The sequence below is a fragment of the Microcoleus sp. Pol12B3 genome (genome assembly GCF_036701355.1).
Taxonomy (GTDB): domain Bacteria; phylum Cyanobacteriota; class Cyanobacteriia; order Cyanobacteriales; family Microcoleaceae; genus Microcoleus.
Map to the genome: position 1 here is coordinate 1 of NZ_JAUBQS010000031.1, position 25,318 is coordinate 25,318.

Annotated in this window: 25 protein-coding genes; 10 read left to right on the top strand and 15 right to left on the bottom strand. The window is 46.4% G+C overall.

Going from position 1 to position 25,318, the window contains the following annotated elements; all coding sequences use genetic code 11:
* Positions 1-246: 246 nt before the first annotated feature.
* Positions 247-1,524, top strand: coding sequence for a mechanosensitive ion channel family protein (locus QUA53_RS16890; protein ID WP_333248976.1), 1,278 nt, complete (start codon positions 247-249; stop codon positions 1,522-1,524).
* 140 nt (positions 1,525-1,664) lie between these two features.
* On the opposite strand, the gene QUA53_RS16895 is transcribed toward QUA53_RS16890, so the two are convergent.
* From QUA53_RS16895 to rimI, 3 genes are all read right to left on the bottom strand, one after another.
* Positions 1,665-3,269 carry a hypothetical protein gene (locus tag QUA53_RS16895; RefSeq protein WP_333098664.1) on the bottom strand — a complete coding sequence of 535 codons (1,605 nt, stop codon included), beginning with the start codon at positions 3,267-3,269 and terminating at the stop codon, positions 1,665-1,667.
* Positions 3,270-3,359: 90 nt separating this feature from the next.
* The gene (locus QUA53_RS16900; protein WP_333098663.1) at positions 3,360-3,845 is read right to left on the bottom strand and encodes a hypothetical protein; all 486 of its coding nucleotides are present in this window, start codon (positions 3,843-3,845) and stop codon (positions 3,360-3,362) included.
* 446 nt (positions 3,846-4,291) lie between these two features.
* The gene (gene rimI / locus QUA53_RS16905; protein WP_333098660.1) at positions 4,292-4,996 is read right to left on the bottom strand and encodes a ribosomal protein S18-alanine N-acetyltransferase; all 705 of its coding nucleotides are present in this window, start codon (positions 4,994-4,996) and stop codon (positions 4,292-4,294) included.
* 158 nt (positions 4,997-5,154) lie between these two features.
* On the opposite strand from rimI, the gene lysA reads away from it, so the two are divergent.
* The 3 genes from lysA (at position 5,155) to QUA53_RS16920 (ending at position 8,464) form a co-directional block, all read left to right on the top strand.
* Positions 5,155-6,573, top strand: coding sequence for a diaminopimelate decarboxylase (lysA, locus tag QUA53_RS16910; RefSeq protein ID WP_333098657.1), 1,419 nt, complete (start codon positions 5,155-5,157; stop codon positions 6,571-6,573).
* A gap of 230 nt (positions 6,574-6,803) precedes the next feature.
* Entirely contained in the window at positions 6,804-7,697 is an 894-nt protein-coding gene (gene cdaA / locus QUA53_RS16915) for a diadenylate cyclase CdaA (RefSeq protein WP_333098654.1), read from the top strand.
* A gap of 20 nt (positions 7,698-7,717) precedes the next feature.
* Complete coding sequence (locus QUA53_RS16920) at positions 7,718-8,464, top strand: isoprenyl transferase (RefSeq protein WP_333098652.1); 747 nt, start codon at positions 7,718-7,720, stop codon at positions 8,462-8,464.
* Between the two features lie 112 nt (positions 8,465-8,576).
* On the opposite strand, the gene QUA53_RS16925 is transcribed toward QUA53_RS16920, so the two are convergent.
* The 7 genes from QUA53_RS16925 to QUA53_RS16955 all read right to left on the bottom strand — a co-directional run bounded on the left by QUA53_RS16925 (position 8,577) and on the right by QUA53_RS16955 (position 15,080).
* A complete protein-coding gene (locus QUA53_RS16925) occupies positions 8,577-8,849 on the bottom strand; it encodes a DUF3143 domain-containing protein (protein ID WP_333039717.1) in 273 nt (90 codons plus the stop codon).
* A 69-nt stretch (positions 8,850-8,918) separates the two neighbouring features.
* Complete coding sequence (locus tag QUA53_RS16930; RefSeq protein ID WP_333098650.1) at positions 8,919-9,398, bottom strand: J domain-containing protein; 480 nt, start codon at positions 9,396-9,398, stop codon at positions 8,919-8,921.
* Between the two features lie 151 nt (positions 9,399-9,549).
* Positions 9,550-11,136 carry a chloride channel protein gene (locus tag QUA53_RS16935; protein ID WP_333098648.1) on the bottom strand — a complete coding sequence of 529 codons (1,587 nt, stop codon included), beginning with the start codon at positions 11,134-11,136 and terminating at the stop codon, positions 9,550-9,552.
* Positions 11,137-11,532: 396 nt separating this feature from the next.
* On the bottom strand, positions 11,533-12,969 hold the full coding sequence (locus QUA53_RS16940; protein ID WP_333098646.1) for a hypothetical protein: 1,437 nt from the start codon (positions 12,967-12,969) through the stop codon (positions 11,533-11,535).
* A 49-nt stretch (positions 12,970-13,018) separates the two neighbouring features.
* Positions 13,019-13,537 carry an isoprenylcysteine carboxylmethyltransferase family protein gene (locus tag QUA53_RS16945; RefSeq protein WP_333098645.1) on the bottom strand — a complete coding sequence of 173 codons (519 nt, stop codon included), beginning with the start codon at positions 13,535-13,537 and terminating at the stop codon, positions 13,019-13,021.
* 139 nt (positions 13,538-13,676) lie between these two features.
* Positions 13,677-14,099, bottom strand: coding sequence for a hypothetical protein (locus tag QUA53_RS16950; RefSeq protein WP_333098643.1), 423 nt, complete (start codon positions 14,097-14,099; stop codon positions 13,677-13,679).
* 36 nt (positions 14,100-14,135) lie between these two features.
* Positions 14,136-15,080: an aldo/keto reductase gene (locus tag QUA53_RS16955; RefSeq protein ID WP_333098668.1), complete on the bottom strand. Its 945-nt coding sequence runs from the start codon at positions 15,078-15,080 to the stop codon at positions 14,136-14,138.
* Between the two features lie 142 nt (positions 15,081-15,222).
* Here QUA53_RS16955 and QUA53_RS16960 point away from each other — a divergent pair, with 142 nt between their 5' ends.
* Both QUA53_RS16960 and QUA53_RS16965 read left to right on the top strand, forming a co-directional pair.
* Positions 15,223-16,656 carry a BCD family MFS transporter gene (locus QUA53_RS16960; RefSeq protein ID WP_333098642.1) on the top strand — a complete coding sequence of 478 codons (1,434 nt, stop codon included), beginning with the start codon at positions 15,223-15,225 and terminating at the stop codon, positions 16,654-16,656.
* 72 nt (positions 16,657-16,728) lie between these two features.
* A complete protein-coding gene (locus QUA53_RS16965; RefSeq protein WP_333098641.1) occupies positions 16,729-17,559 on the top strand; it encodes an inositol monophosphatase family protein in 831 nt (276 codons plus the stop codon).
* A gap of 691 nt (positions 17,560-18,250) precedes the next feature.
* On the opposite strand, the gene QUA53_RS16970 is transcribed toward QUA53_RS16965, so the two are convergent.
* From QUA53_RS16970 to QUA53_RS16985, 4 genes are all read right to left on the bottom strand, one after another.
* On the bottom strand, positions 18,251-18,832 hold the full coding sequence (locus tag QUA53_RS16970; RefSeq protein WP_333078557.1) for an NAD(P)H-dependent oxidoreductase: 582 nt from the start codon (positions 18,830-18,832) through the stop codon (positions 18,251-18,253).
* Between the two features lie 38 nt (positions 18,833-18,870).
* Positions 18,871-19,752 (bottom strand): ChaN family lipoprotein, encoded by an 882-nt coding sequence (locus QUA53_RS16975; RefSeq protein WP_333098635.1) that lies wholly within the window; start codon positions 19,750-19,752, stop codon positions 18,871-18,873.
* A gap of 549 nt (positions 19,753-20,301) precedes the next feature.
* A complete protein-coding gene (locus QUA53_RS16980) occupies positions 20,302-20,664 on the bottom strand; it encodes a cupin domain-containing protein (protein ID WP_333098633.1) in 363 nt (120 codons plus the stop codon).
* Between the two features lie 95 nt (positions 20,665-20,759).
* Positions 20,760-21,035, bottom strand: a complete 276-nt coding sequence (locus QUA53_RS16985) for a hypothetical protein (protein ID WP_333098631.1) — start codon at positions 21,033-21,035, stop codon at positions 20,760-20,762.
* Between the two features lie 160 nt (positions 21,036-21,195).
* On the opposite strand from QUA53_RS16985, the gene QUA53_RS16990 reads away from it, so the two are divergent.
* From QUA53_RS16990 to QUA53_RS17005, 4 genes are all read left to right on the top strand, one after another.
* Positions 21,196-21,834: a peroxiredoxin gene (locus QUA53_RS16990; RefSeq protein ID WP_006632618.1), complete on the top strand. Its 639-nt coding sequence runs from the start codon at positions 21,196-21,198 to the stop codon at positions 21,832-21,834.
* Between the two features lie 195 nt (positions 21,835-22,029).
* Positions 22,030-22,611, top strand: a complete 582-nt coding sequence (locus QUA53_RS16995; protein WP_333098628.1) for a Uma2 family endonuclease — start codon at positions 22,030-22,032, stop codon at positions 22,609-22,611.
* A 65-nt stretch (positions 22,612-22,676) separates the two neighbouring features.
* Positions 22,677-23,651, top strand: coding sequence for a cysteine synthase A (locus QUA53_RS17000; RefSeq protein WP_333098626.1), 975 nt, complete (start codon positions 22,677-22,679; stop codon positions 23,649-23,651).
* A 110-nt stretch (positions 23,652-23,761) separates the two neighbouring features.
* The gene (locus tag QUA53_RS17005; RefSeq protein ID WP_445305239.1) at positions 23,762-24,055 is read left to right on the top strand and encodes a (2Fe-2S) ferredoxin domain-containing protein; all 294 of its coding nucleotides are present in this window, start codon (positions 23,762-23,764) and stop codon (positions 24,053-24,055) included.
* A 14-nt stretch (positions 24,056-24,069) separates the two neighbouring features.
* Here QUA53_RS17005 and QUA53_RS17010 read toward each other — a convergent pair whose 3' ends face one another.
* Entirely contained in the window at positions 24,070-25,302 is a 1,233-nt protein-coding gene (locus QUA53_RS17010; protein ID WP_333098622.1) for a hypothetical protein, read from the bottom strand.
* Positions 25,303-25,318: the final 16 nt, after the last annotated feature.

Genomic DNA, 25,318 nt, shown 5'->3' on the forward strand with positions numbered 1-25,318 from the left:
ATAATGGTTGGTTCATGATTTTTAGAGTTGCTTTACGGCAGAAATCTATTATACACTAAAAACCCCCAAACGATTGCTGTGCAATCGTTTGGGGGTTTTGTGTTGCCGAATCTATCTTCCTTTCTCTCTGCTTAAATATCTGCGGAATGTGGGTTACTAGGAGAGGTTATTTATCATCTACAAAGGCGGGGTAGACCGCTGGCAGCTACGCTGCAGGTTGTAAAAAATCTCGTCCTGCCCATCTTAATGCTGATGGTTTTAATTAGGAATGTCGTAAGGCTTGACGTTGACGGGAATTTTGCAAAGCTCGTCGCAACGCTGTTTTGGATATCTGTTATCTACGCTTCTCTCTCGCTGTTTAATGTGATTTTGTTTGAAGAAGCTGAGGCAAATACATGGCGGGGACGGATGCCCAAACTGCTGATCGACCTTTCTAGGTTGTTTTTGGTGCTTGTAGGAAGCGCGATCGTACTGGCGGTGGTGTGGGGTGCAGATTTGGCTGGTCTTGCTACGGGATTGGGCGTGAGTTCGATCGTGATCGGTTTGGCGCTTCAGGACACATTGGGTAGCATCATGTCGGGCATTGCGCTGCTTCTAGAACGCCCCTTCAGTGTGGGTGATTGGTTGCGGATTGGAGATATCGAAGGGCAGGTAGTTGATATCAATTGGCGCTCTGTTCGCCTGCTAACTCTCCAGCGGCAGGTGATTATCGTTCCCCATCAATTTGTTGGAAAAGAAATAATTCATAATTACAGCCAACCAGAACGCATTTACAACCAACGTATCAATATTGGCTTTTCCTACGATAGCCCCCCTAACCTCGTAAAGCAAGTCCTACTAAGTACAGCTTTGGCTACACAGGGAATATTAGCCGAACCCGAACCCGAGAGCAAAACTACATCCTATGATGAGACTGCAATTATCTATGAGGTGGAGTTTTTTATCGAAAACTTTGAGGATATGGAGCAGATACTCGATCGATTTATGACACGAATCTGGTACGCAGCGCAGCGAAACAACCTGACGCTATATCGCTACCGATACTCCTATGCTGTGGAAGCTGCTGATAAGGCAGATAGCGCTTCAAGTAAGTTAGCCCAAAGCCTGCACTCTATTCCCGGATTTATGCCTTTAGCTAGAGAAGCGAAAAATTTAGATGACTTAACTAAGGGAACTATTTTACAGAAGTTTGGTGCGGGAGAGAAAGTCATCCGGCAGGGCGAGCCTGGTAATGCTTTGTACATTATCATTTCGGGTCAGGCTAAGGTCACAGTCACGAACAAGTTGGGCATGGAGTTGGAGGTAATGACTATCTTGCGCGGTGAGTTTTTTGGCGAGATGGCACTGTTTAGTGGGGAACCGAGTCCGGTATCAATCGTCGCCGTTGACGATTTGCAAGTTCTTGTCATCTACTCAGATGCTGTAAATACGATGATTGAACGTCAACCAAGCTTGGGGCGCGAGATAGGTCAAATTATAGAAGCGCGGAGCAAAGCGGTAAGTATGACCGGGCAGGCAGATTAGGCGGCTAGCGATCGAGACTACTTTTCTTTTCGGCTTGTGGCAATTTTACAATTCTTGGGACTGGTAAAAAAGCACGGTCATAGACCGTGCAAAGTATAACCAATCACAGCCGCCTCTGCCAGACCGGGGAGATGTCAATTCTAAATCCTTACAGGGAACTGTAGTTCCGAAGCCCAGAGACCGTCAATCTTTGCAATCAATTCACTTCCAGACCAGAGAAAGGTTTCAGTGATGCCGTTTTGCACCTCAATATTGACGCCACCTACAATCACGTCAGTTTCTGCAAAGTTAACAATTTTGGCGTAATCATTTCCACCACCGACTGAGTACCAATTTGTTGTGTTATCACCAATATAAAATGTGTTAACCGAGTTACCGCTGTTGCCAATTAAAGTATCTACCTCAACACCAGATGGCCCGTTGGTTTCTGAACCTTTTAATATGTTCTGACCCGCACCACCTCCGAGAGAGTCGTTCCCCAAACCACCAAACAAGATATTAATGCCGTTTCCACCAGTGAGAACATCATTACCCCCGTCACCGCGAATGGTATTGTTGCCATTTCCGGCATTAATGTTGTCATCTCCAGCCCCGCCATTAATGGTGTCACTACCTGTGCCAGCAGAGACAATATCGTCCCCATCCCCAAGATAATAAGTATGGTTGCCGTTGTTGTTGTAATATGTCCCAAAAAGACCAGTTCCTGTTAATACGTCGTTGCTGTTAGTCCCATAGATGAAGCGATCGTTGGTTCCGCCATTAAGCTTAGCAGCAACCAGAAACAAAGGATTATCTTGAGCATCAACGGGAATCACTCCTTCATGCACTTGAAGAGAGTTAAGAGAATCGCCTCTATAGAAGTTTGGTCGAAATTGATGAGCGGGCTGCGTGTCAGTCAGACCCAGAATATTTGTGGCTAAACGAGAATTGTCGGCTGCATCAGTTTTAACCAACTTTGTGTACGCGGTCACGACACGGTTGTGTTGAGCAGCTTGGTCTACGGGACTAAGCGGATTGGTGCCGAAGTCAAACAGGAAAGATTCCCTGGCAGTTCCAGCTTGAGCTTCATTTCCTGCTACACTACTGATGCCATTAAAACTTCTTCTTGAAGTCGTAGCACCAAAGTCTAAGCGTTCGATTGGGTCTGCAATTCCTCCATTCCTTCGGTATCCATTTGATAGGTTTGTATCGAAGCCATTAATAATATCGTAGGGACTGACAATTTTCGAACTATTTGATGCTGGGTCAAGGGCTGTAACCGAACCAACTTGACTCCCATAGGTAGTATTGAAACTGGCGGCAAGTTCGCTGGCAAGGTGAGCTCCAAGACTATGACCAACAATATTGAGTGCTGTGGCTGGCATTCCCCACTCCACAAGTTTGTTTCGGACTGCTGTTGTTACTGGAGTAATCCACGAACCAGACCTGTAAAGGTCTCCTATAGCGATCCCTGCTGCTACATTATTTGTTGGGCTGCCGCTCACTTGCGTCCAGTCAAGGGCTAAAACTGTATCGTTTGGGTTAGCATCATAGATGGCTGTCGCCAGAGTTGCATCAAAAGAATCGCTGGGTGCTGTGAAACCAGGAATCAGCAACCATACTTTTTGATTGGTCCATTGATCCGCAGAGGGAACCGAGAAGGGGGCACGGATATTTATTTGACGCTGACTTGGACTAAAAGCATTACTAGGTGGTCTGTTAGTTTCGCCACCTGTTACCAAAAACGGAGTATTTATTACTGCCATTGTCTATTCCTCTCAAGTTAGGTTGTTAAAGATTATTAATTCTGGGTTTCTCCACAAGTGAGCTGCACCCAATCCCAAAAAGGCCAACAATCAGGTCAATGGGGAGGCGTTCTCCTGTACGGGAGGAGGAGGAGATTCGTTAATTTCTAAGGTCACTAGCCCCTCACCTCCAATAGTTCCATTTCGCAAAACGAACTTAAATATACCACGATCTACAAACATAAATCCGTTATTTCCGCCCCAAACTCCGCCACCATTTCCCGGAGCAACTTGAAAGCCAAATTGAATTGGAAGTCCGTTCTCAAAAGCTAAAACAGGATTATCTGGGAAGTTGAAACCATCACTGGCCGTATAGGTGAAAGGAGTTAAGCCTGTAGCAAAGTCCAAAAATCTAAAGTTCAGAGATAGCAGTCCGGGTCTATCTCCATTTCCACCATTGACAGTCATCGATTCCGTGCCGACTTTGGTCAGATGTGTATCGTCGTAGGAAAATTCCCCGGTGTAGACACCAGCGAAGTTGGGCTCTGTAACTTTGATGACGTTGACTTTGATTGTGCCTTCTATTGTGGCTGCCATAACAGGCTCTCCTGCTAATGTGGATATTAAATATGTTCCCACGATAACGGTAAGTTAATCTTGGATGTTCATTAGATATTCCTGCTTTGAAAGGCTTCATCTAGAACAGTGACTTTTTTCACGTCCGTAGCAATTAACCAAAACAACATCTTGCAATAAAGATTAAAGCTTCCTAGGGGTATTATATACCGTAAATTTACTAGTTTTTGGGATCCCAAATAACTAGATTTTTTGAATATATCAGTAATTATATTAAATCCCCCGACTTCTTAAAGAAGTTGGGGATTGGGGTATTATGTTTTTTTATTAAACAGTTCGCGATCGCACTTTGACTGCTCGAAACCGGTTTTTTTACTGAATCTGCGGGCTGTAACGCGTCTTTTGGTAAAAAAAAACGGTTTATGGACTATCATGCTAAGTCTTATTAAATTCGCAACAAATTAAATTCAAAACTCAAAACTATCGATCGCCAAATGCCAGTTTTTCTGGTGTAGCCGATCGCAAATTTGCACTTTCTCAACCGCTAAATAGTGCTGAAAATCGGGTTTCTCTATGCCACTGCGCCACATTACCAGAGCATCTTCTCCGGTGTCTTCGTAGTAGCGTTTTCGCCGTCCGGCCTCTTTAAACCCAAATTTTTGGTAAAGAGAAACTGCGGCTAAATTAGATTCCCGTACTTCTAAGGTTGCCCGTTCTAATTGTCTATAGTGAGCCTTTTTTAGTAAATCCCAAAGCAGGGCTTGTCCTAAACCCTGACCTTGAAAGCGAGGATGAATTGCCAAAATTGTAATGTGAGCTTCTTCTAAAATTGCCCACAGGCAACCCAAACCGATCAGGGTTGGGGTAAGTTTTGAGTTGGGAGTTGGTGGCGAGGAACTCTCAATACTGAGCGATTTTGAGTTAAGAATGCTTTTCGGCTCGATCGACTTGAGTTCGCTCTCGAATCCTTCTGATTCACAGTCCTCGGTTTCCGATGCCCACAAACCCAGTAAATCGCTGTTAGGACTGCCTAACTCGCGCCCATAGCCTTCGATCGTCCACAGTCCACCAAAACAGAGCCGATCGAGTTCGACCGCACTGTTGAGGTCTTCGGCGGCGAGATGTTTAATTTCTAGAAAACGCACGGCTGTAAATTGTACACTGGAAAACACAGTAGCGATTAGCTGTTTGTTGCTAGTCCTGAGTCATGACTCACAAGTCTCCAGACATTAGTCTACTGCCAACGACCAATGACTGCTGATTAATGACTGCCGACTGCTGACTGCTGATTAATGACTGCTGACTAATAACCTAGGATAGTTATTGCGCGATGGTATCAACTCAATCTTTCGGGGTCGAATCGGGACTTAAGTATCTGTCTGAGTCGAAGCCGGCCCTGCAAAATCGATCGCCAAATCAAGAACTGTTACCGCTGACAGCCAGTGTTAACAGCAGCGATCGGTTGGAAATCGGAGGCTGCGAGGTAACAGCCTTGGTGGAGCAATTTGGCTCGCCGTTGTATATTTTAGACGAAGAAACGCTGCGGGCGGCTTGCACCCAGTACCGGGATGCTTTCGAGCGTTACTATCCGGGCGAATCCCAAGTGCTTTATGCTTCTAAAGCTTGGAGTTGTTTGGCAATTTGTGCGCTCGCAGCTTCCGAAGGCTTAGGCATAGATGTCGTATCCGCCGGAGAAATCCACACTGCACTGCAAGCCGGCGTGGGCCCCGACAAAATCTACTTCCACGGTAACAATAAGTCTCGCGAGGAACTACAGCTAGCTGTGGAAAACGGCTGCATTACCGTAGCCGACAATTGGCGGGATTTAGAGACTTTAGCAGAGTTGGGAGAATTGGGTGTCAGCAGCCTCACAGGTGGGCCGACACGAGTTATGGTGCGGTTTACTCCTGGAATTGAGTGTCACACCCACGAGTACATTCAGACGGGTCAAATCGACAGTAAATTTGGCTTCGATCCCAACTCGCTCGAGCGAGTATTTACTTTCATCAGCCAACAGCCGTCGTTATTTTGCGTCGGAGTGCACGCTCACATCGGCTCTCAGATTTTTGAACTGCAACCCCATGACGATTTAGCCGAAGTCATAGTTCAGGCATTGACAAAAGCACAGAGTTATGGTTTGCCAGCAACAGAAATTAATATTGGCGGCGGGTTGGGCATTCGCTATACTGAAGCGGACGATCCTCCTAGCATTGAAGATTGGGCTCGTACAATTTGCTCCGCAGTGGTAGCAGCTTGCGAGCGGCAGCAATTGCCATTACCGAAATTGCTTTGCGAACCGGGTCGATCGCTCGTCGGTACAGCCTGCGTCACTGCTTATACCGTTGGCTCTCAAAAAGTCATTCCGGGAATGCGGACGTATCTAGCTGTAGATGGAGGGATGTCCGACAATCCGCGTCCTATTACCTATCAATCAGTTTATCGAGTCCTCGCAGCCGGTAAAATGTCTGCTCCCTTAACGGAAACAGTCACAATTGCTGGAAAACACTGCGAGTCAGGCGATGTTCTGATTAAAGATGCCAAATTGCCAGAGTGTCATGCCGGAGATGTCCTCGCGGTTACGGCCACAGGGGCATACAATTACAGTATGGCTTCTAACTACAACCGAGTACCCCGACCGGCCGCGGTTTTAGTGAGAAATGGGGAAGTTAACACGATTATACAGCGGGAAACTTACCAGGATTTGCTGAGGCTTGACCGCCTTCCTGAACGACTCGGAACTCAAAAGTAAAAACTTAGAAGTTAAAAGTTAAAAGTTAAAAGAAAGACAATCCATGTTTACTTAGTGATGATTGCCTTTTCACTTTTAACTTTTGCCTTGTTCAGTCACGCGATTGGATTGACATTTCCCGGTCTAAAAATACGGGGATTTTCAGCATATTCCTTATAACAACTGTTCATGGTTCATGGGTTCGAGTGCATCACGGTTCGCGGTTCACAGGCGGTAGCGTTCGATGAACCATGAACAATCAACAATCTGGCTTTGACTTGGCCCTGGTTCAGTCCTTATTGATTCAAGGGATAGATATTGGACTGGTTTTTGCCCTTGCGTATTTGGTGCTCGTCATTGTTGGCGAGCGCAGAACGCTGTGGATGGTAAGGGGATTTATCATTTTGATGCTGGCGGCGGCGGTGAGCAACTGGGCTGGATTAAGGCTGTTGCACGTTGCGCTCAATAGCTTGGTGACTGGTTCGGCTGTGGCAATGGCGGTAATATTGCAGTCGGAGTTTCGCCGATTTCTGGAACAATTGGGTCGGGGGGAATTTCGGCAATTGTTTGGACGCGATCGCCGACCAAATCCCGAACCGGACAGCGTAATAGATGAAATTGTGGACGCAGTAAAAGAACTTTCCCAAAACCGCACGGGCGCTTTACTAATTATAGAAACAGATTCCCCGATCGACGATCGAGATTTTTCAGTGCCGGGACTAAAGTTAAATGCTGAAGTTTCTAAAGAATTGTTGCAGACAATCTTTCAGCCGCAAACTTTGCTGCACGACGGAGCTGTTTTGATTCGAGGTTCGCGGATCGTGTCGGCGGGGGTAATTTTGCCTTTGTCCGATCGCAGCGCGTCGCGGCAGTTGGGAACCCGCCACCGGGCGGCGATGGGGATTACAGAACGGGTGCAAGCTTGCGTGTGCGTGGTGGTGTCCGAGGAAACAGGTTCTATTTCTTTAGCGCAGATGGGAATGTTAAATCGACCTTTGACTAGCAGCAAACTTAAGGAATTGCTGGAAGCAAAGCTGTTTCCGTCGGAGGGAGAAAGAGTTGTGGCTCCAATTCCGATCGGCAATCTCGGACGCCAGATAGGATTGAAGGGAGTGACGCTGTTAAAACGGATACTGCGCCGTTAGTCGGGTAATCGGGAGAAACCATGAGTCAAGGAATTTGCTTGGAAAAGTTGCCGGAGGATCTGCAACAAGAACTACTGCCTAAGCACATAGCAGTGATTATGGACGGGAACGGGCGCTGGGCTAAGAAGAGGGGGTTGCCGCGGATTGCGGGACACCGCCGAGGAGCTAGCACTCTCAAGGAACTGCTGCGCTGCTGCAAAGATTGGGGGATTCCAGCTTTAACGGCCTATGCTTTTTCGACGGAGAATTGGGGGCGGCCGGCCGGAGAGGTGGATTTTTTAATGAGTTTGTTTGAGGGAAAGTTGCGGCAAGAATTGCGGGAGATGGTGGACGAGGACGTGCAAATTCAATTTATGGGGAATTTGCAGGCTTTGCCGAAGTCTTTGCAAGCGGAAATCGAGCGTTCTGTGACAGCCACTCAGCACAATCAGGGGATTTTGTTTACGGTGGCGACGAATTACGGGGGGCGTCAGGAGATTGTACAAGCTTGTCGGGCGATCGCCACTCAGGTGAAAGAGGGCAAGTTGCAGCCGGAGGAGATTGATGAGGTTTTATTTAAACGCTATTTGTATACTGCTGATGTTTGTGACCCGGATTTGCTGATCCGAACGAGTGGGGAAATGCGGTTGAGCAATTTTTTACTATGGCAAATGGCTTATTCGGAAATTTACATTACTGAGACGCTGTGGCCGGATTTTGATCGATCGGAGTTTCACCGCGCTTTGTCTACTTATCAGCAACGCAACCGCCGATTTGGCAAAGTCTAACTATTTTGGATTTTAGATTTTGGATTTTAGATTAATTTTTCACTTTCCAATTAAGTAGATTCTGAAATGTATTCCTCAATCTAAAATCTAAATTCGCCAATCTAAAATCAAATTAGGGGCCGGAGAAAACTGCCGCTTCAATGTCCTGACGCGAGAGGGAGTATTTGAATGCTCGCTGAATGTCTTGGCCGTCGGCTCCAGCATCGATGTAGCGGACGGTAAGTTGGTCAATATCGAGGGAGAGTTCTGCTTTCCATGTAAGTTGCTCGATCTGCCAGCAGTGGAGTTCTCGCCGATCTTGCTGGCAGCCGCGGCTTTTTAGCCACTGCTCGATTTCAGGGAGTGGGTGGTTGTACAAAGGAGTGTCAGCGGAAGGAAGAGTCATGGGATTTTAGATTTTAAATTGGGGATTGGGGATTTCCGATTGAGGATTGGAGATTGGGGATTTGAGGCTTTAATTGCCGCGAGTTAAACCGATCGCTATCGCCAGTACCAAACATCCGATTAAGCTAGCTCCCATGATCAACAGGGCAAACATTTCTCCAGGAGAAAGAGGTCGATCCGTAGGATCTAGGTAAGCGGAGTTGGAAGTTTTTTTGCCGGAGCCAGAAACCGGAGCATCGAAGCCGGGGGGCGGCCCAATCACGTTCAGGCGAGAATAGCCTATTTTGAGGTCGTAGGCGAGGCGACGTTCTGGGTTGCTGAGGGTGGCGTAGGCGTTGTTGAGCTGCTGAAATTTGGCGGTGGCGACTGCGGATGGCAGGTCGGTGGTATCGGGATGGTAGAGTTTGCTCAGTTCCCGGTACGATCGCCGAATTTCAATTACTGAGGCTGAAGGATGCAGCCCTAACAAGCTGTAATGAGTGGAACCCAAGGGGGTTTTTCCGGGTATTTTTTGACTTTTGTTTTTTGCAGTTGCCTCGTTTCCTGCCACCGAAGCCCCTCTCTGCCTATTGTTAATAATATTTGGTTATTTTAGCTGAAATCTGAAGGAAGAGGAATTAACCCCAGAGGGCGCGGAGAACGCAGATGGAAGAATTCTCAATTCTCCCGTTCTTTGGCTGTTGCTGCTGTCACGTTGTTTTTTATTCTTTATTGGGGTTGACTTTTTCCGAGGAATGTCGATTTGCTAGGGCTAGCACTGGAGCGTCGGTGGGTTCTCGTCGATCGATACTGTGTTCGCCGTCGGTGGGAAGTGGGCAAGAAATCAGTTCTGTGACGATGCGATCCCCCAGAACATCTTCCCAATCCTGCAACTGTTCTCTGGCTTTGATGGGGGTATTGAGAGCCACGTCTACGCCCATTTGCTGAAGGTTGAGGCTGTGGGCTGTCGATCGGCGGTTGACACACTCCACCAGCCAAACGCTCAATCCCACTGCTGCCATCAAAGGCAAGACAATCCGATAATCGCGGGTTAATTCAAACATCAATAGGATGGCGGTCAGCGGTGCTCTGGCACTGCCGGCGAGCACGGCGGCCATTCCCACCATTGCGTAGGCAGGAGGGCCGGCGACTCGATCGCTCATTGCCGGCAGCATTTCCAAAAAGAGTCCGTAAGCCGAACCCAGGGAAGCTCCCAAAAACATCGCCGGAGCGAAGATACCGCCAACTAAACCGCTGCCGAGGCTGATTGCTGTCATCGCCAGTTTGACAAACAGCAGCAGCAGCAGCAAAGGCAAGGAAAATTTAACATCTTGGAGCATTGCTTGGACTGTTTCGTAGCCGACACCCAAAATTTGAGGAAATTGCAGGGCGACTAAGCCGACGCAGGCGCCGCCGATGATCGGCTGAAGCGGCCGGGGCACTCGTCCGAGCCAAGCAAATCCTCGGATTTTGCCTTGAAAACAGCGATCGGCAAATTGAATTGCTTCTGTGTAGGCTAAGGAGACTCCGCTCGCCAAAAGTCCCAATCCCATGTACAGAGGTAGTTCTAAGGGGCTGCGGACATCGTAAACCGGCAAAGCAAAGGCCGGCTGAGATCCCAAGCAGATTTGAGCGATCAGCGCGGAAACTACGGCGGAGAGCAAGACTACGCTGACTGACGAAGTGGCGAAGGTGCTGCCGAGCACGACTTCTAAAGCAAAAAAGACTCCGGCGATGGGAGAGTTAAACCCGGCGGATAAGCCTGCAGCAGCTCCGGCGCCCAGGAGCAAGCGCTGCCGTTCCGGGGAAAGCTGCAAGACTTGAGCCAGCAGCATTCCAAAATTAGCGCCGATTTCGACACTGGGGGCTTCCGGGCCCAGGGAGGCGCCGGTGCCGAGGGAAACTGAGGCTGCCACCATTTTGGTGATGGGTTTGAGGGGGGAGAGTTCTTGCAGCCCGCGGGTGGCTGCAATTAAGGAAGACATATTCGGGCCAAAATCCCGAAACCGCCACCGCATCAGCCCGATGATGACTCCGCCGAGGGTGGGAATGCAGGCTAGCGTCCAAGAGCCTTTCGACGCGATCGCACCCATGAAGTCTTCCAGCATCAGGCTGTGGATGAAGTGGATGAGGTAGTGAAATGTCACGACGCCTGCGCCCGTAACTCCCCCAATGACTAGGGAGAGGATGAGCAGGAGGGTTTCTGGGCTGGGGTGCAGGCGGGTAAATAGCGGGCTTAGTCGGGAGGCTTGGGGAGTTGCTGCAGTTGGCCCGGGTGGCGGCAGATCCACAGGAGGGATGGCTCTCATTTAGCGGTTAATTCTTCGGTGAGAAGTTATATAATATTACAATTTATTTCTTATTTTCATTTTGAGTGATTTTAGGGGAATTGACAACTTAATTAAGGCGTATTTTAGGGTAAATTTTTTGGGCGGGCCGCTTGGATGGAATGACTGATTCTGAGGAGCGGCGGATTTGGCGTGATTGTATGCTAAGTTACATTCAAACTTAGATATACTCTGGCGATAATGCTCATTAACTATATTTAGCGTGTTGGCGTTTAGGGCGATCGCATCAGTGAACGGGTCATATCATATAACTCCCTGCAAAACAACTTTCAAATTAAAGAATTGGCGATTTGAGGTTTTACCTTACAATCACAAATCTCAAATCTCCAATTTTAAATTCCTCGATCGCGCATAATATCACATCGGTTGTTTAGTGGGCGGGATTCTTGGTCTGGGTTTGGCGATCGACATTAGCGGATCGCCTATGGTGGCCACTTTCCAAGGTTGGGATTCTAGCTGGCGTGCTGCGATTAAAAGGGGTGAGCCTCGCTTCAGGCGATCGACCATTAATTTAGGTGGAATAAATGCAGATAAAAAAGGTTCATTGACGCTGCCAATATATACGTAAGCACCATTTTCTAACCACCTTCCGGCAACCGTGTTGTTGTCATCTGGGGCGGCTGCTGACCAACTGTGGATCATGTGGATTGCTGCGGGAAATTGGAGTTTTGGTATGTCCTCAACTGAAGCGTCGCCGTTGCCGACTTGGAATGATTTTGGGTAGCCTTTGGAATTCATTAATATTAAGTCAAATTTCCACGGTTTTGAGGCTAAACTCCCCCACTTTTCCAGGCTAGATTCTGGTTTCTGCACTACTTCGACATTCAAACCTATAGTTTTTAGTCCGCTAGCTGCTGCCTCCATTTCATATTTCCCCCAATTTCCTTCCTTGGGATAACTGTCATAAAGCATGGCGGTTTCGGTATCGAGAAATATGGCACACATCGCTTGATAGATCGATCGTACCTCGGAGCCGTAAATCCAGCCGACAGCCGCCCAGCGTTCGCCGTTGGGGTGCCGTCCCAAACCGTCGGTAACGGCTAGTTGTTCGTCGGGTTTTTCAGGAGATTGATATTTGACTGCTAGTTGGCGTACAATGGTTATTGTGTCGATCGGGTCTGCGAGTTGAGAGTAAAAATATCCGGTTGATTCGACAGCTTTTGTAACTGCTAGTTGCAGATTTTTCCACTGTGTGTTGTTGAGGGTATCGTTGGGTTTTCCGAAGTTGCCTTCTAGAAATACTAAAGGTTGACCGTGAGCGGCTGCTAAGGCAACTGCTGCTGAGCGTGCCGGGTCGTTTTCTGATGTGATTACTACTCCTGGGGGTTCCCAGCCGAGTTGCGTCCATTGTGCCTTTAAGGTTTGAGTATCGGTGGCATTCCAAGCTGCTGCTGAGGCGTTCAGCATTAATTGTTGGAGTTTTTGATTTTTTGGCAGTTGCTGTTTGATGCTTGGCAAACGCACTATTTCTTCGGGTTGAAAGCGCTGCACAAACATGGGCGTATATTTTTTGTCTTCGATGAGAATAGGCCAGTTTCCTTTGAGATTCCATTTTTGGATTGCTGCTAAGAAGGTGGCTTCGTCGGGTACTAAAACTACGCGGTTGACTGTTGGTATATTGTCGCGGAGGATGGCTGTTCGGAGGCCTGTTTGAATTGGCCAGGGTTCTTGTTTGGCTGAGGCGGGAAGTTGAAAGGGTTTTTTGAGAAAGCTGCACGCTGTTAATTGCTGTGACAAGCATAAAAATAGTGTTAATGCTAGCAGTATAATTTGTATTTTTTTGTTATATTTCATTTTTTAACCGCAGATAGAAGCAGATTAACGCAGATGCAGAGGGAATCTGTTAATAGATTCCGGGAATTAGTTTTTTGACTTGCTGGCTGTATTCTGAATAGGCTGGATATTTTTCGGTTAACCAGGTTTCTTCTCGGTTGGCTTTGATGTCGAAAAATATGATTAATATGGCGCTGGCTATTAAGTGGGATATACTGAGTTGAAAAATTGTCCAGCCTAGTGCGGCTAAAATTAAGCCGCTGTATAATGGATGTCGCACTATTCCGTAAACGCCTGTTTGGACTAATTTTCCGTCTTCTCTGGGATAGGGCAATGGTGTGAGGTTTTTTCCTAAGTCTATTAGTGCTTTGATTATGAAAATTAATCCGCTTAAGCTGAGAATACTTGCTAGAGTCCAGCTAAGATAAAAAAGTAGTTGAGGTGATTGAATTTTGAATCCTGGCAGTTGATAAACTGGTAAAATTGCAAATCCTGCGAGCAATGCTCCTTGCAGCAAAACTAAATATTCGCCGCGGCTGTTGTTGCGCCAGCCTTCGCGCGTGAAACCCCAGTCAGTTAATATTTTCATAACGAAGAAATAGTTGAAAGTTGACAGTTGATAGTTATCATTAAGTTATTGCACATATGGTAAAAAGAATCTGAAGCTGTTCGATCGATGTAGGTGTGAAGTTCTGTAATAATTTTTGATTCAATTCAAGCAAGTAACATCAATCGTCGTAGCGATTTTCCCAATCTGACCCATGTATCTCTTCGATATCATAATCAGTGGAATCTCGCAACTCTCTTATACCCTCCTCATTTAGTAGATACAATTGCCAATGCATAATATAATAGTTAGAAGCAGTAAAATCAGCATAACGACCGGGTGAACCCGGCTTTTGCCCATCAAGCCAAATAATAACATTTGCAGTAATCGGTGGCCAGTCTCTGTCATCTTCATATGGCTCGCAGTTTTCCTGATAGCATTTTATTTTTCTCTTTTCATATTGAATACAAGCAATATCTAACTGATCAAGACAAGATTGAATTAACTTCATATCTAACATCATCAATGCTCCATATTTTACAGGTTGATTCCAAGGAAACGAGCGCGCGCCAAAAGCAACCGAGTTTTTTGAGGTTTCAAACATTGAACAATATTTCCCCAAAAAACTCGGTTGGCTGCTTTATTCTCGCCAGGGACGAGTCATTAGTTCTAGTTGATTAACTTCATCTTGGCTCAAATTCCAACCTAATGCGCCTGCATTTTCTGCGGCTTGTTTTGCAGTTTTGGCGCCGGGAATTGGGATAACTCCGTTTTGAGCTATTAACCAGTTGAGGGCTACTTGGGCGGGGGTGCGATCGCGCTTTTTGCCCATTTTCCGCAGCGTGGACATGACTAATTCAATTTTTTCGATGCCGTTTTTACTGAAGCGGGAGTCCATTTTGCGGGCTCCTGTAGGTTGTTCTTGGGCTGTGTATTTGCCGGTAAGCAATCCTTGGGCTAAGGGGCTGTACGCTAAAATTGTGACTCCCAATTCGCGGGCTGCACTCACAATTCCTTGTTTTTCTACTTGCCGCGACAGCAAGGAGTAGCGGACTTGATTTGTTGCTAGGGGAACGCCTCTTGCTGCTAGTATTTTGTGGGCTTGCCGCATCTGTTCTACTGAATAGTTGCTGACTCCTACTGCTTGAATTCTGCCTTGTTTTACTTCATCCGCTAAGGCGTTCATCAGGGTTTCTTGACTCAGTAAAAAAGTGAAGGGCCAGTGCACTTGGTAGAGGGCTATTTGTTCTACTTGCAAGCGTTTTAAGCTGGCACTCAAAGCGTCGGAAACTGATTTTCCTGTAATCCGCCAAGGTACGGGGCCGAATTTGGTGGCTATTTGCACGGGTTGGGTGGTTTTTTTGAGAAACTGCCCCAGCAATTCTTCTGACAAGCCGTTACCGTAGACTTCGGCTGTGTCGAAAAAGTTGACTCCGCTGTCTAGGGATGTTTTGAATGCTGCTTCGACTTCGGCGGCGCCGTAGTTGCTGCCGTAGTTCCAAAATAGTTTGTCGCCCCAAGCCCAAGTTCCGACGCACAGGGGAATGACGGCTGGGCCATTTTGTCCTAGGGTAATGGTTGTCACGGTTGGTAAATCCACAATTCTTTATTGTCTATTATTTTTCTATAAATAGTCGCGATCGAGCTTCTAGCCGGGGGAGGAAACGCGGCTGGTGGCGAGTATGTCAGTTACTATAAATGCAAATGCTGTGTTTATTTGAATAGCTATGTCGATCGACCGTTTGCCAGATTCAAGATTAACAGATTCCGCGACTCGTGCCATCAAGAGAGTTAACCTGCTGACTATGTTCCGGTTGGGTTTGTTTCAGATGGGATTGGGTATGATGTCGATTTTGACGCTGGGGGTACTCAATCGCGTGATGATTAAGGAGTTGGCGATTCCGGCTACTGTGGTGGCGGGTACGCTAGCGATGCACCAGTTTGTGGCGCCGGCTAGGGTGTGGTTCGGGCAAATGTCTGATGCTAAGCCTTTGTTTGGCCATCACCGCACGGGTTATGTGTGGGTAGGAAGCCTTTTGTTTGTGATTTCCGCTTTTTTGGCGGTGCAGGTGATGTGGGGTCTGGGCGGCAGTTTGGAGACTGTGGGGTGGACGACTGCTACTTACGGTTGGGTGGGTTTGTTGGGTTTGATTTTTGCGCTTTACGGTATTGCTATTTGTTCGAGTTCGACTCCTTTTGCTGCTTTGTTGGTGGATGTTTCGGATGAGGAAGATCGATCGAAGTTGGTGGGTGTGGTGTGGTCGATGCTGATGGTTGGTATTATTATCGGGGCGATTGTTAGCAGCGGTTTGCTGAAGCAAATTGATGGGGATGTGTCGCGGGAAGTGTTGCAGGCTTCGATTAATGGTTTGTTTGTGAAAGTGCCGGCGGTTGTTTTGCTGTTGGTGGGAATTGCGACTTTTGGAGTTGAGAAAAAGTATTCGCGGTACGGGGTGCGATCGTCCGCAGTGAATCGAGAAGATAAAATTACTTTGGGAAGTGCGCTGCGGATTTTGACTGCTAGTCGCCAAACCGGTTTGTTTTTTACTTTCCTGCTGATTATGACAATTTGCTTGTTTATGCAGGATGCAGTATTGGAACCTTACGGCGGGGAAATTTTTAAGATGCCGATTTCGGAAACTACTCGCTTGAATGCTATTTACGGTACTGGTACTCTGATCGGTTTGAGTACAACTGGTTTTTTTATTGTACCGCGCCTCGGCAAGCAAAATACGATTAGGTTGGGCTGTTTGTCGGTGGCTGCTTGTTTTGGTTTAATTATTTTATCTGGATTTACAGGAAATCCAATTGTGTTTAAGTCGGCTTTAATGTTGTTTGGTTTAGCTTCGGGTATTACGACGACGGGGGCGCTGAGTTTGATGTTGGATTTGACTGCTGCAGAAACTGCTGGCACTTTTATTGGCGCTTGGGGTTTGTCGCAGGCGATGGCGCGGGGTATGGCAACCGTTAGCGGCGGTGCTATTTTGGATTTGGGCAGGAGTTTGTTTGGGGTGCCGATGTTGGCTTATGGGTTGGTGTTTGCTGTGCCTGCAGTGGGTATGATTCTGGCTGTTTGGTTGTTGGGTAGGGTGGATGTTGAGGAGTTTCAGGATAATGCTAAAAGTGCGATCGCTACTATTCTTGAAAATGAATTAGACTAAGGCTTTGTCAGTTAGTCGGTGGCTTGTGACAGTTGTTAGTTCCAATAATCAATAACGAATAACGAATAACTAATGACTAATTTTTGGGATTCTATTTTAAGTTTTGCACGGGTTACTGTCGAGAGAGTCGGACAGCAGTTGCTGCAAGATTTCGGTTCCGCGCAAGCGGATGAAAAGGATGACGGGAGTTTGGTGACGAAATCCGATAAGTGGGCTGATGCAGAAATTAGAAGTGCGATCGCATCTGCTTTCCCCAGTCACGGCATTTTGAGCGAGGAAGGAGAACAAGTTTTTCCCGATACAGAATGGTGTTGGGTTGTCGATCCTTTGGATGGTACAACTAATTTTGCTAGGGGAATTCCGATTTGGGGTATTTCTTTGGGTTTGTTGTATCGCGGAACTCCGGTTTTTGGCTGCGTGCATTTGCCGCCAATTAATCAGTCTTTTCACGGTTTTTATGCACCTGATTTGGCGGGTGGCGTGTTTGACAATATGACTCAAGGTGCTTTTTTAAACGGGCAGCAAATTCGGCCGAGTGCGGATAAAATGAGCGGGAATCATTTTTTTAATTTGTGTTCGCGGAGTGTGGGAATGGGGCCTCATCTTCCGAGTAAAGTTCGGATGTTGGGTATGGCTAGTTACAATTTTTTGACTGTGGCTTCGGGTGCGGTGTTGGGAGGGGTGGAAGCGACTCCGAAAATTTGGGATATTGCGGGGAGTTGGGTAATTGTGAAGGCGGCGGGTGCCGTTTGGCTACCGCTGGAATCCCAGGGGATTTTTCCGCTGGAAGTGGGGAAGAATTACGGGAGAGTTTCTTATCCGACTTTGGTGGTGAACAGGCAGGAGTTGGTGTCGGTGTTTGTGCCGTTTGTGGAGGCTTGGAAGAAGAAAAAAATGGGGTAATTTAGGTGAAGTGAAGCTATGCCGTAGGAAATCGAACAATTATTAAATAAAACTGCAGGGCAGGCGTGACGGAGGAGTCTCCCACGCCTGCCGTGCTGTTTGGAAGAAATATACCGACCGATGACCGATGGTTCAAGTATGCCTACTCTTGTCTATTTCTGCCAATCTGCGATCGGGTGGTTTTGTTTTACGTCGATCGGGTGATGCGGTTATGGTACAATTTGTGGTAAGTTTTCCACTACGTATTATCTCTAGGAAATAAAATTATACCCGTTTTCAAGTAGAGGCACAAGGGTAAAGAGATTTTCTGCGGTGTTGGAAAAAGTAGATGAGTGGCATATTGGCTATGCCGAAGAGTTAACCTGTGGGAATATACAAGAATAAACCTGGGAAGAAACTCAGAAAATTATGCGGTTTGCGATCGAACTAATCTCGATATTACAATTTCAGGGATTCACGAGAGTGATGATTTTCTAAGTGCAATTCTCAAGCCGGGCTGCTGGTTTTAGGAGGTGCTGATTTTGGGTATGTGGTGAATGTCATGTTAATTTGGGGGTGAGAATAACAGCCAATTAACTATGAGCGTAGCAATTTTGCGACGCGATCGCACTTGATGCAGCCAGCAAAATAACAGATGCTGGGATTGGGACACAATATTTCTGTGTCCCTACTACAAAATGAATTTATTGCTTCAGGCGATTAATTTCGACAGCACATTAGACAACTTAGCACCGAGATTTTCAACAGCGTCCTGCTGTTTGGGATCTTTCATCGTACCGTCAGCATTAAATGCTTCAAAAGCTTGGGGAATTGCTTTCTGATCCGGGAGCACCAATACGTTAATATTCCCCAGGATCGATCGCAAATGCACTAATCCCCGCAAACCTCCAATTCCGCCTGGGGAAGCACTCATAATTACCGCTACTTTGCCAGTAAATGCCACCAATCCCGGTTCACCCGGTGCTGGGCGCGATACCCAATCGATCGCATTTTTCAACACAGGCGTAATTGAACTGTTATATTCAGGGGAAGCTATCAAAAATCCGTCATGCCCTACCATCAATTCCTTCAATTTGCGGGCATTTTCTGGCATTCCCTCTTTTGCTTCCAAATCTTCGTCAAATAGCGGCATCGGCAAATCGCGCAAATCTACATAAGTAACTTCTGCACCCGCCGCCGTAGCCCCAGCCGCCGCAACTTTTACCAGCAGTTTGTTATAGGATGCTTCGCGGGTACTTCCGGCAAATGCGAGAATTTTTGGTCTGTTTGTCATTGATTTTTTCCTGATTATTGCTTGCGCGTATAATTGTACTATTTCGAGTGATTCCAAACAAAGTCAGCAATGGGTTTATCTGCCGATAAAGCAGGATTGTCACTGGAATTTAATAAAACCGATCGCATTTTTACATTCCCGACCCCCAAACGCCTCTCGACGCGACTGGGAATGCCGTAACCGTAAATAATGTGTCCTTTACCCGCCAACACCACAACTTGATAGTCAGGGTTTGCTTTGACAAATTCAGCTATTTTTTCCGCCATAGTTTCGTCCCACAAAACTTGGGCTTGCAAAAATCTTTCAAAAGCCGTACTATTTCCCTGTTCTGCCTTTTGGTGTTGCTGGTAAACTTCTAGCAGCAGTTGCCGATATTCGGTGTTGTCGGTGCGAATTTCGGATATTGGCGGAATGTGCTTTTTTTCCTCTGCTGTGAGGCTTTCTAAACCTTGACTGGCAACTTTTCTCGTTACTTCGGAGGGTGTATTTAAGGCGAGGACGGGTAGTTGATTTTCTTTGGCAAACCGCAAAATGGGGGCGTAAGATTCCCAGGGAAAGCGCCATCTGCGATCGTACTCTGTTTGCTCGATTAATTGCTCTTGGGTCAGTTTACCTGCTAAGTAGTTGTCGATCGCACTTTGAAATGGACGCTGAAACATTTCCATTGCGATCGCAATTTTCCGATTTTGCCGCTGCATTTCTCGGATAATCTTTAGTTGAGCTTGGTGGTCTTCTGCGCTATCGTGGGTTTCTCCCAGATACACGACTTTCGCCTTCACCAACTGTTGCAGAATCTCCTGGTTAGTGTAAGTTTGCCCAGGTTGAGGGTTCGCCGTCGTTTGCGCTGTCACTACACTGCTGCACAGCAGGAAGATACCGATCGATAAGGCGCACAGTTTGATGAGTTTGGTTGTTTTCATACAAATATTATGCCGTTTCTCGCAGCAGCAAGCACAGCCCAACTCTACTATTTTAGCTGAGCAGTTAGAAAGCTCAATGCTTAATTTAACTTCATAATTATCCGCCCTTACTTCTAAAAATGTAAAGTTTAGTTGCAGGTACTTGCGGTTCTAGAAGAAGGTGCTAAATTAATAATATGAAGCGAACAAAAAGCTTCTCTGACAGATACAACCTCTAGATACCACAGCGAAGTTCACAATAGAATCTAAGGAGTAAAAACGCTGTTTAATCTCACATCTGTCTCATTAACAACCAATAGCAGCACCCACCAACAAAGCTGACACTTCCTCAACTAATTAGAGGGGAGCAATGCAACTGAATCAGAGGATTATTGCAACTCCACATCGAAGTTGAAAAAAGAGGAAATCACTCGGTACATATGGCTGGGTGCTGTTGTTGTTAAAAGAGATTTTCCGTTTGTGATGTTTTTTTCAGTAGAGGCAGAGCTTTTAGATAGGCGTTACCGGGCAGAGCCGGGTAACGAGCCTAAAAGGATAAACACTAGAAAATTACTGGAAAATTGTCTCGTCTTCCTTTCGCCACGCCGGATCGACGATACAAATAAATATTAGCGGCTCTGTGCCGCAGTTGTAAATAAACTGCTTGGCGTTTGGGGGAATATAAACTGCATCTCCGGCTTCCACGAATTGATTTTCGTCGTCGATGTGCATTTCTCCAACGCCGCTGAGGATGTAGTAAACTTCAGAAGTCGTCAGGGAGTGCAGCGCAGAAGTTTGTCCCGGTGGCAAAGTGGCGTGGGCTAAACTGTAACGCAAATCTACAGATTGTTTGTCTGGATGCAGCAATTCTCGCAGTTGAGTACCGTCGCCAGCAATAAACTCGTCGCAGGCATTTAGCTTTTGAATGAGCATTCTTTCCACACTCCTAAAAATCTCTTTACCACAACTTAAGTTTAATTGAAAGAGCAAGAGATGTTAAGAAATATGTAAAGCGGCGGCCGGATTTTTTAACCGTAAATTCCCGAATGCGATCGATAATCAGGACAGTCGATCGCATCTTCAGATAAAGCTATAGTAGGCTGAACGGGACACTTGAGGTGGTAGTCGCCGGTGAAAAATACGCAGTTAGCACAAGGGATTTGGTGCATCCGCTGAGCTCGACGCAGGGAGTCGGTGACTGTACGCCCGACACTCAAACATAGCAAAAAAACTAAGCCCCAGGCGGACACAAAACACAGCGGGACTAAAAAAGGCTGTATTGCCTTAAGCAAAAAGTAAAGCATAGCAAGAAAATTTAGCGTTAGAAGCCACACATACATTAGAGTAGTGGAATTGCCGATCGATCGACCAAAAAGTTTAGAATCCTTTACAGCTCGATCGAGAAACCGGGCAATTATGGCATGATAAGGAACAGTCCTTAAATAAAATTAGAGGAAATCAGTTATGACTCTGCGATTAGGCGATACAGTTCCCAACTTTACCCAAGCTTCGTCTGAAGGGGAAATCAATTTCTACGACTGGGCTGGGGATAGCTGGGTCGTGTTGTTTTCTCACCCGAAAGACTATACTCCAGTTTGCACCACAGAACTCGGTGCAGTGGCCCGTCTCAAGTCTGAATTTGAAAAGCGGGGCGTCAAAACCATTGCCCTCAGCGTCGATGATGTGGATTCTCACATGGGCTGGATTAAAGATATTGAGGAAACTCAGAATGTCACCCTCAATTATCCGATTTTAGCAGATGGCGATCGTAAAGTCTCCGACATTTACGACATGATCCATCCTAACTCGCTAAACAACTTAACAATCCGCACAGTTTTTGTTATTGACCCGGAAAAGAAATTGCGTTTGAGCATTACTTATCCTGCTAGCACTGGTCGGAATTTTAATGAAATTTTGCGAGTAATTGATTCCTTGCAACTTACGGACAAATACAGCGTTGCGACTCCAGTTGATTGGAAAGACGGCGACGATTGCGTAATCGTACCTTCGATTACCGACCCGAAAGAGTTGGAAGAGAAATTTCCTAAAGGTTATACGCCGATTAAGCCTTATTTGCGGATGACTCCTCAGCCGAATAAATAGGTTTAACATTCCTGGAGGCAGAACCTAATTATGTAAGGTGTGCAGTGCACACCTTACCTCTATAATTCGCGCGTCAAACCAGCTTGTAGTTAGGACTTGAGTCCTTAATCCGGATTTTTGAGGACTAAAGTCTTCACTACAAATAAAGAGATTGTGCAATCTTTTGTAAATACTTTAGATTTGAGGAAAGGCAAAATGCTCTCATCAACAATTGTGTTGCGAGTACCGCCCAAATTGCAAATGACAGACGACGAGTTTTTCGAGTTCTGTCAAATCAATAGTGAGTTACGCATTGAACGCAACAAATCGGGAGAATTGCTAATTATGCCCCCTACTGGTTCGGAGACGGGAAATCGCAGCGGTAGCGTGTTTGGAGAGTTGTATATTTGGGCCGGGCAAGATGGAACTGGTATCTGTTTTGACTCCAGTACGGGATTTAAGCTTTCAATGGGTGACAAGTCTCCAGATGCCTCGTGGATTAAACTGGAACGGTGGAATGCTTTGTCACCAGAACAAAAGCAAAAGTTTGCCCCGATTTGCCCGGATTTTGTAGTAGAACTGAGGTCTGCTTCTGACAATCTCAAGCCATTGCAAGACAAAATGCAAGAATATATGAGAGAACCCGGAGTGCAGTTAGGCTGGTTAATTGACCGCAAAAATCGCAGAGTTTATATTTACCGTCCTGCTTTGCCAGAGGAATGTTTGGAGAATCCCGTGACAGTCAGCGGCGACCCCGTTTTGCCCGGATTCATACTTAATATGAGCAAGATTTGGTAAAAGTGGTAGCAATAAATATCAACTTATTGTAAAAATTAATCATAGGATACACACACGCAAAAAATATGGATATTAAAAATGGCTTTGTAGGCACAATCGGCAACACACCACTAATTCGTTTAAACAGCTTCAGCGATGAAACTGGCTGCGAAATTCTCGGCAAAGCAGAGTTTCTAAATCCCGGCGGTTCCGTTAAAGATAGGGCTGCTTTATACATCATCAAAGACGCAGAAGAAAAAGGCTTGCTGAAACCGGGCGGCACCGTTGTTGAAGGCACTGCCGGCAATACTGGCATCGGTTTGGCGCACATTTGCAACGCTAAAGGTTACAAATGTTTGATTGTGATTCCCGATAACCAATCTCAAGAAAAAATCGATGCTTTGAAAACCTTGGGCGCTGAAGTTCGGACTGTCCCCGCTGTTCCTTACAAAGACCCGAATAATTATGTCAAATTGTCGGGAAGATTGGCTGCGGAAATGGAGAATGCTGTCTGGGCAAATCAGTTTGACAATTTAGCCAATCGCCGAGCTCATTACGAGACAACGGGCCCGGAAATTTGGGAACAAACAAACGGGAAAATTGATGCTTGGGTAGCCGCAACGGGTACTGGGGGAACTTTTGCTGGCGTAGGAATGTTTTTGAAAGAAAAAAATCCTGCTGTGAGAATTGTCTTGGCAGACCCGATGGGCAGCGGGCTTTACAGTTATTTCAAAACTGGGGAAATTAAGACTGAAGGCAGTTCGATTACTGAGGGAATTGGCACCACTCGCGTGACTGGAAATATGGAGAATGCCCCGGTAGACGATGCCATTCAAATTGACGATACTGAAGCTGTTCGGGTGATTTACCAACTGCTGAGGAAAGAAGGGCTGTTTATGGGCGGTTCTGTAGGGATTAATGTAGGGGCGGCTTTGGCTTTGGCGAAGCAAATGGGGCCAGGACATACGATTGTTACGGTACTCTGCGACGGTGGGGCTCGGTATCAGTCGCGTTTGTTCGATCGCCAATGGTTGGCTTCTAAAGGGTTGTCACCAGATTAATCGTAGGGTGCGTTGCGGCGCACCTTAAAATTTGGGCATATATGGTCACAATTATCCCCATGATAAAAAATAGCATATATGTACCAGAATGTCAAGTAAAAAATATGAAAATGATTGAATCTTCTAGGCGAGTTCTTGTTTGCCAAAACCGCACTTGTCGCAAGCAAAATTCAGCAAAGATACTGGCAGCATTTCAGAAATTGTCGCCCTCAGAAGTTGAAGTTGTTGCTAGCAGTTGTTTGGGACAGTGTGGCAACGGGCCGATGGTGTTGGTGCTGCCAGAAGAGGTTTGGTACAGCGGTGTTTGTCAGGAGGAAGTTGCGGCAATAACTGAGCAACATTTGCGGGAGGGAAAGCCGGTGAACAGGATGCTTTACCGCAAGTTTCACCGACTCTCTCATTAGTCGATCGCCCGCCTTTAAAATTCTTCCGCAAACAATCGGCGGAGAATTTCCGTGACTTCGGCGCAAAATCTGGCGTCGAGTTCGATCGCCAAGCGATCGACACTGCTGGAACCGCCTACAGGTTTTTCTGCCCGCAAAGTCATGGCTAAAGTTCTGAGTTTTGCCGGCTTTCCCGCCGCCTTCGGCCGTTCGTCAACAAACCGCACTAAAGCCACATAAACTGTTTCTAGGGTTCCCCTGATCGAGCTCAGTCCGTAACCCAATTTTGAGATAATTACTGGAGAAGTGATCAGGCTATCCATCCCCAAAGTTTTAATTGCTACGTCCACATATCGAGCGCTGTCATGTCCCATTGCTCTGACAATGCTTTCTAGGCTGTTCCACTGAGATCCTTTCAGGCGCGATCGCTGTTCGATGTGGAAGTGCCATCCTAACATAGAAATCAGCCTGGTCAAGTCATAAGCAGATACGGAATTTTTTTGTTTGGTGCTGTTTACTGCGGCACTTAGCAGCACTTGTTTTTTGGTGAGATCGAAGATTTTTGGGTTGTTGACATAAGGATTTTCTCCGTAATCGCCGCGAAAAATTAGGTCGTTATTGCCAGTAGCGCTCTTCAGCCATTGCTCTAGTCCTATGCGAGTATCGAAGCGTTTGAACATCGCGGCTAAGGAGTTTGAACTTGCTATATTTGAGGCATAGCTAATCATGTCTTTTGCTACATCATAAAAGTAAAAATCGTGTCTTAGCCCGTTGCCATCTCTAACAACGCAGTTGTCAATGTCGCAGTCGGGATATTTGCTATTTATTTGACTGACGATATTAAGGAGTGCGATAATTTTAGTGGCACTCCACTGCTCAGCATTGGTAAGCGCGTTTTTTCCCAGCCACTGTGCCTGAATTTTGCCGTCTACAAAAGTACCAATACAAACGCAGGCTTCCTTAATATCTGCGTGCAAAAAATTTAAAGCTTGAGAGTTAATTTGAGGTAGTTCTCCCAGGCTGGGAAACGGGGTAGGTTTGAGGGGATTATTGGGGCCGGGAATAGAGCTAATTACTTTTAAGCCGTCTGGTTTCTGTTTGAGATAATCGGGATAGTTTTTAATTTCTTGTTGGTAAGGGGATTTTTCAATGCCCCTGTCTAAAAAAGCTAGTTTGTTTATGTTAGCTTGGGCATCTATTTCCATTTGGAGGTAGTTTTTGAAGATGCGCGCTCGGTCTTTTGCGAGTTCGAGGGAGGTGAGGTTCATAATAATTGTTGGCAGC

What these genes read in the sequence shown, in the direction of transcription:
- QUA53_RS16965 (WP_333098641.1), top strand. Translation starts at nt 16,729, where the DNA reads ATGACTAATTTTTGGGATTCTATTTTAAGTTTTGCACGGGTTACTGTC.
- QUA53_RS16990 (WP_006632618.1), top strand. Translation starts at nt 21,196, where the DNA reads ATGACTCTGCGATTAGGCGATACAGTTCCCAACTTTACCCAAGCTTCG.
- QUA53_RS17010 (WP_333098622.1), bottom strand. Translation starts at nt 25,302, where the DNA reads ATGAACCTCACCTCCCTCGAACTCGCAAAAGACCGAGCGCGCATCTTC.
- QUA53_RS16935 (WP_333098648.1), bottom strand. Translation starts at nt 11,136, where the DNA reads ATGAGAGCCATCCCTCCTGTGGATCTGCCGCCACCCGGGCCAACTGCA.
- QUA53_RS16995 (WP_333098628.1), top strand. Translation starts at nt 22,030, where the DNA reads ATGCTCTCATCAACAATTGTGTTGCGAGTACCGCCCAAATTGCAAATG.
- QUA53_RS16960 (WP_333098642.1), top strand. Translation starts at nt 15,223, where the DNA reads ATGTCGATCGACCGTTTGCCAGATTCAAGATTAACAGATTCCGCGACT.
- QUA53_RS16970 (WP_333078557.1), bottom strand. Translation starts at nt 18,832, where the DNA reads ATGACAAACAGACCAAAAATTCTCGCATTTGCCGGAAGTACCCGCGAA.
- QUA53_RS16895 (WP_333098664.1), bottom strand. Translation starts at nt 3,269, where the DNA reads ATGGCAGTAATAAATACTCCGTTTTTGGTAACAGGTGGCGAAACTAAC.
- QUA53_RS16925 (WP_333039717.1), bottom strand. Translation starts at nt 8,849, where the DNA reads ATGACTCTTCCTTCCGCTGACACTCCTTTGTACAACCACCCACTCCCT.
- QUA53_RS16945 (WP_333098645.1), bottom strand. Translation starts at nt 13,537, where the DNA reads ATGAAAATATTAACTGACTGGGGTTTCACGCGCGAAGGCTGGCGCAAC.
- QUA53_RS16975 (WP_333098635.1), bottom strand. Translation starts at nt 19,752, where the DNA reads ATGAAAACAACCAAACTCATCAAACTGTGCGCCTTATCGATCGGTATC.
- QUA53_RS16890 (WP_333248976.1), top strand. Translation starts at nt 247, where the DNA reads ATGCTGATGGTTTTAATTAGGAATGTCGTAAGGCTTGACGTTGACGGG.
- QUA53_RS16985 (WP_333098631.1), bottom strand. Translation starts at nt 21,035, where the DNA reads ATGCTTTACTTTTTGCTTAAGGCAATACAGCCTTTTTTAGTCCCGCTG.
- QUA53_RS16920 (WP_333098652.1), top strand. Translation starts at nt 7,718, where the DNA reads ATGAGTCAAGGAATTTGCTTGGAAAAGTTGCCGGAGGATCTGCAACAA.
- QUA53_RS16900 (WP_333098663.1), bottom strand. Translation starts at nt 3,845, where the DNA reads ATGGCAGCCACAATAGAAGGCACAATCAAAGTCAACGTCATCAAAGTT.
- QUA53_RS17005 (WP_445305239.1), top strand. Translation starts at nt 23,762, where the DNA reads ATGATTGAATCTTCTAGGCGAGTTCTTGTTTGCCAAAACCGCACTTGT.
- lysA (WP_333098657.1), top strand. Translation starts at nt 5,155, where the DNA reads ATGGTATCAACTCAATCTTTCGGGGTCGAATCGGGACTTAAGTATCTG.
- cdaA (WP_333098654.1), top strand. Translation starts at nt 6,804, where the DNA reads ATGAACAATCAACAATCTGGCTTTGACTTGGCCCTGGTTCAGTCCTTA.
- QUA53_RS16950 (WP_333098643.1), bottom strand. Translation starts at nt 14,099, where the DNA reads ATGTTTGAAACCTCAAAAAACTCGGTTGCTTTTGGCGCGCGCTCGTTT.
- QUA53_RS16980 (WP_333098633.1), bottom strand. Translation starts at nt 20,664, where the DNA reads ATGCTCATTCAAAAGCTAAATGCCTGCGACGAGTTTATTGCTGGCGAC.
- QUA53_RS17000 (WP_333098626.1), top strand. Translation starts at nt 22,677, where the DNA reads ATGGATATTAAAAATGGCTTTGTAGGCACAATCGGCAACACACCACTA.
- QUA53_RS16940 (WP_333098646.1), bottom strand. Translation starts at nt 12,969, where the DNA reads ATGAAATATAACAAAAAAATACAAATTATACTGCTAGCATTAACACTA.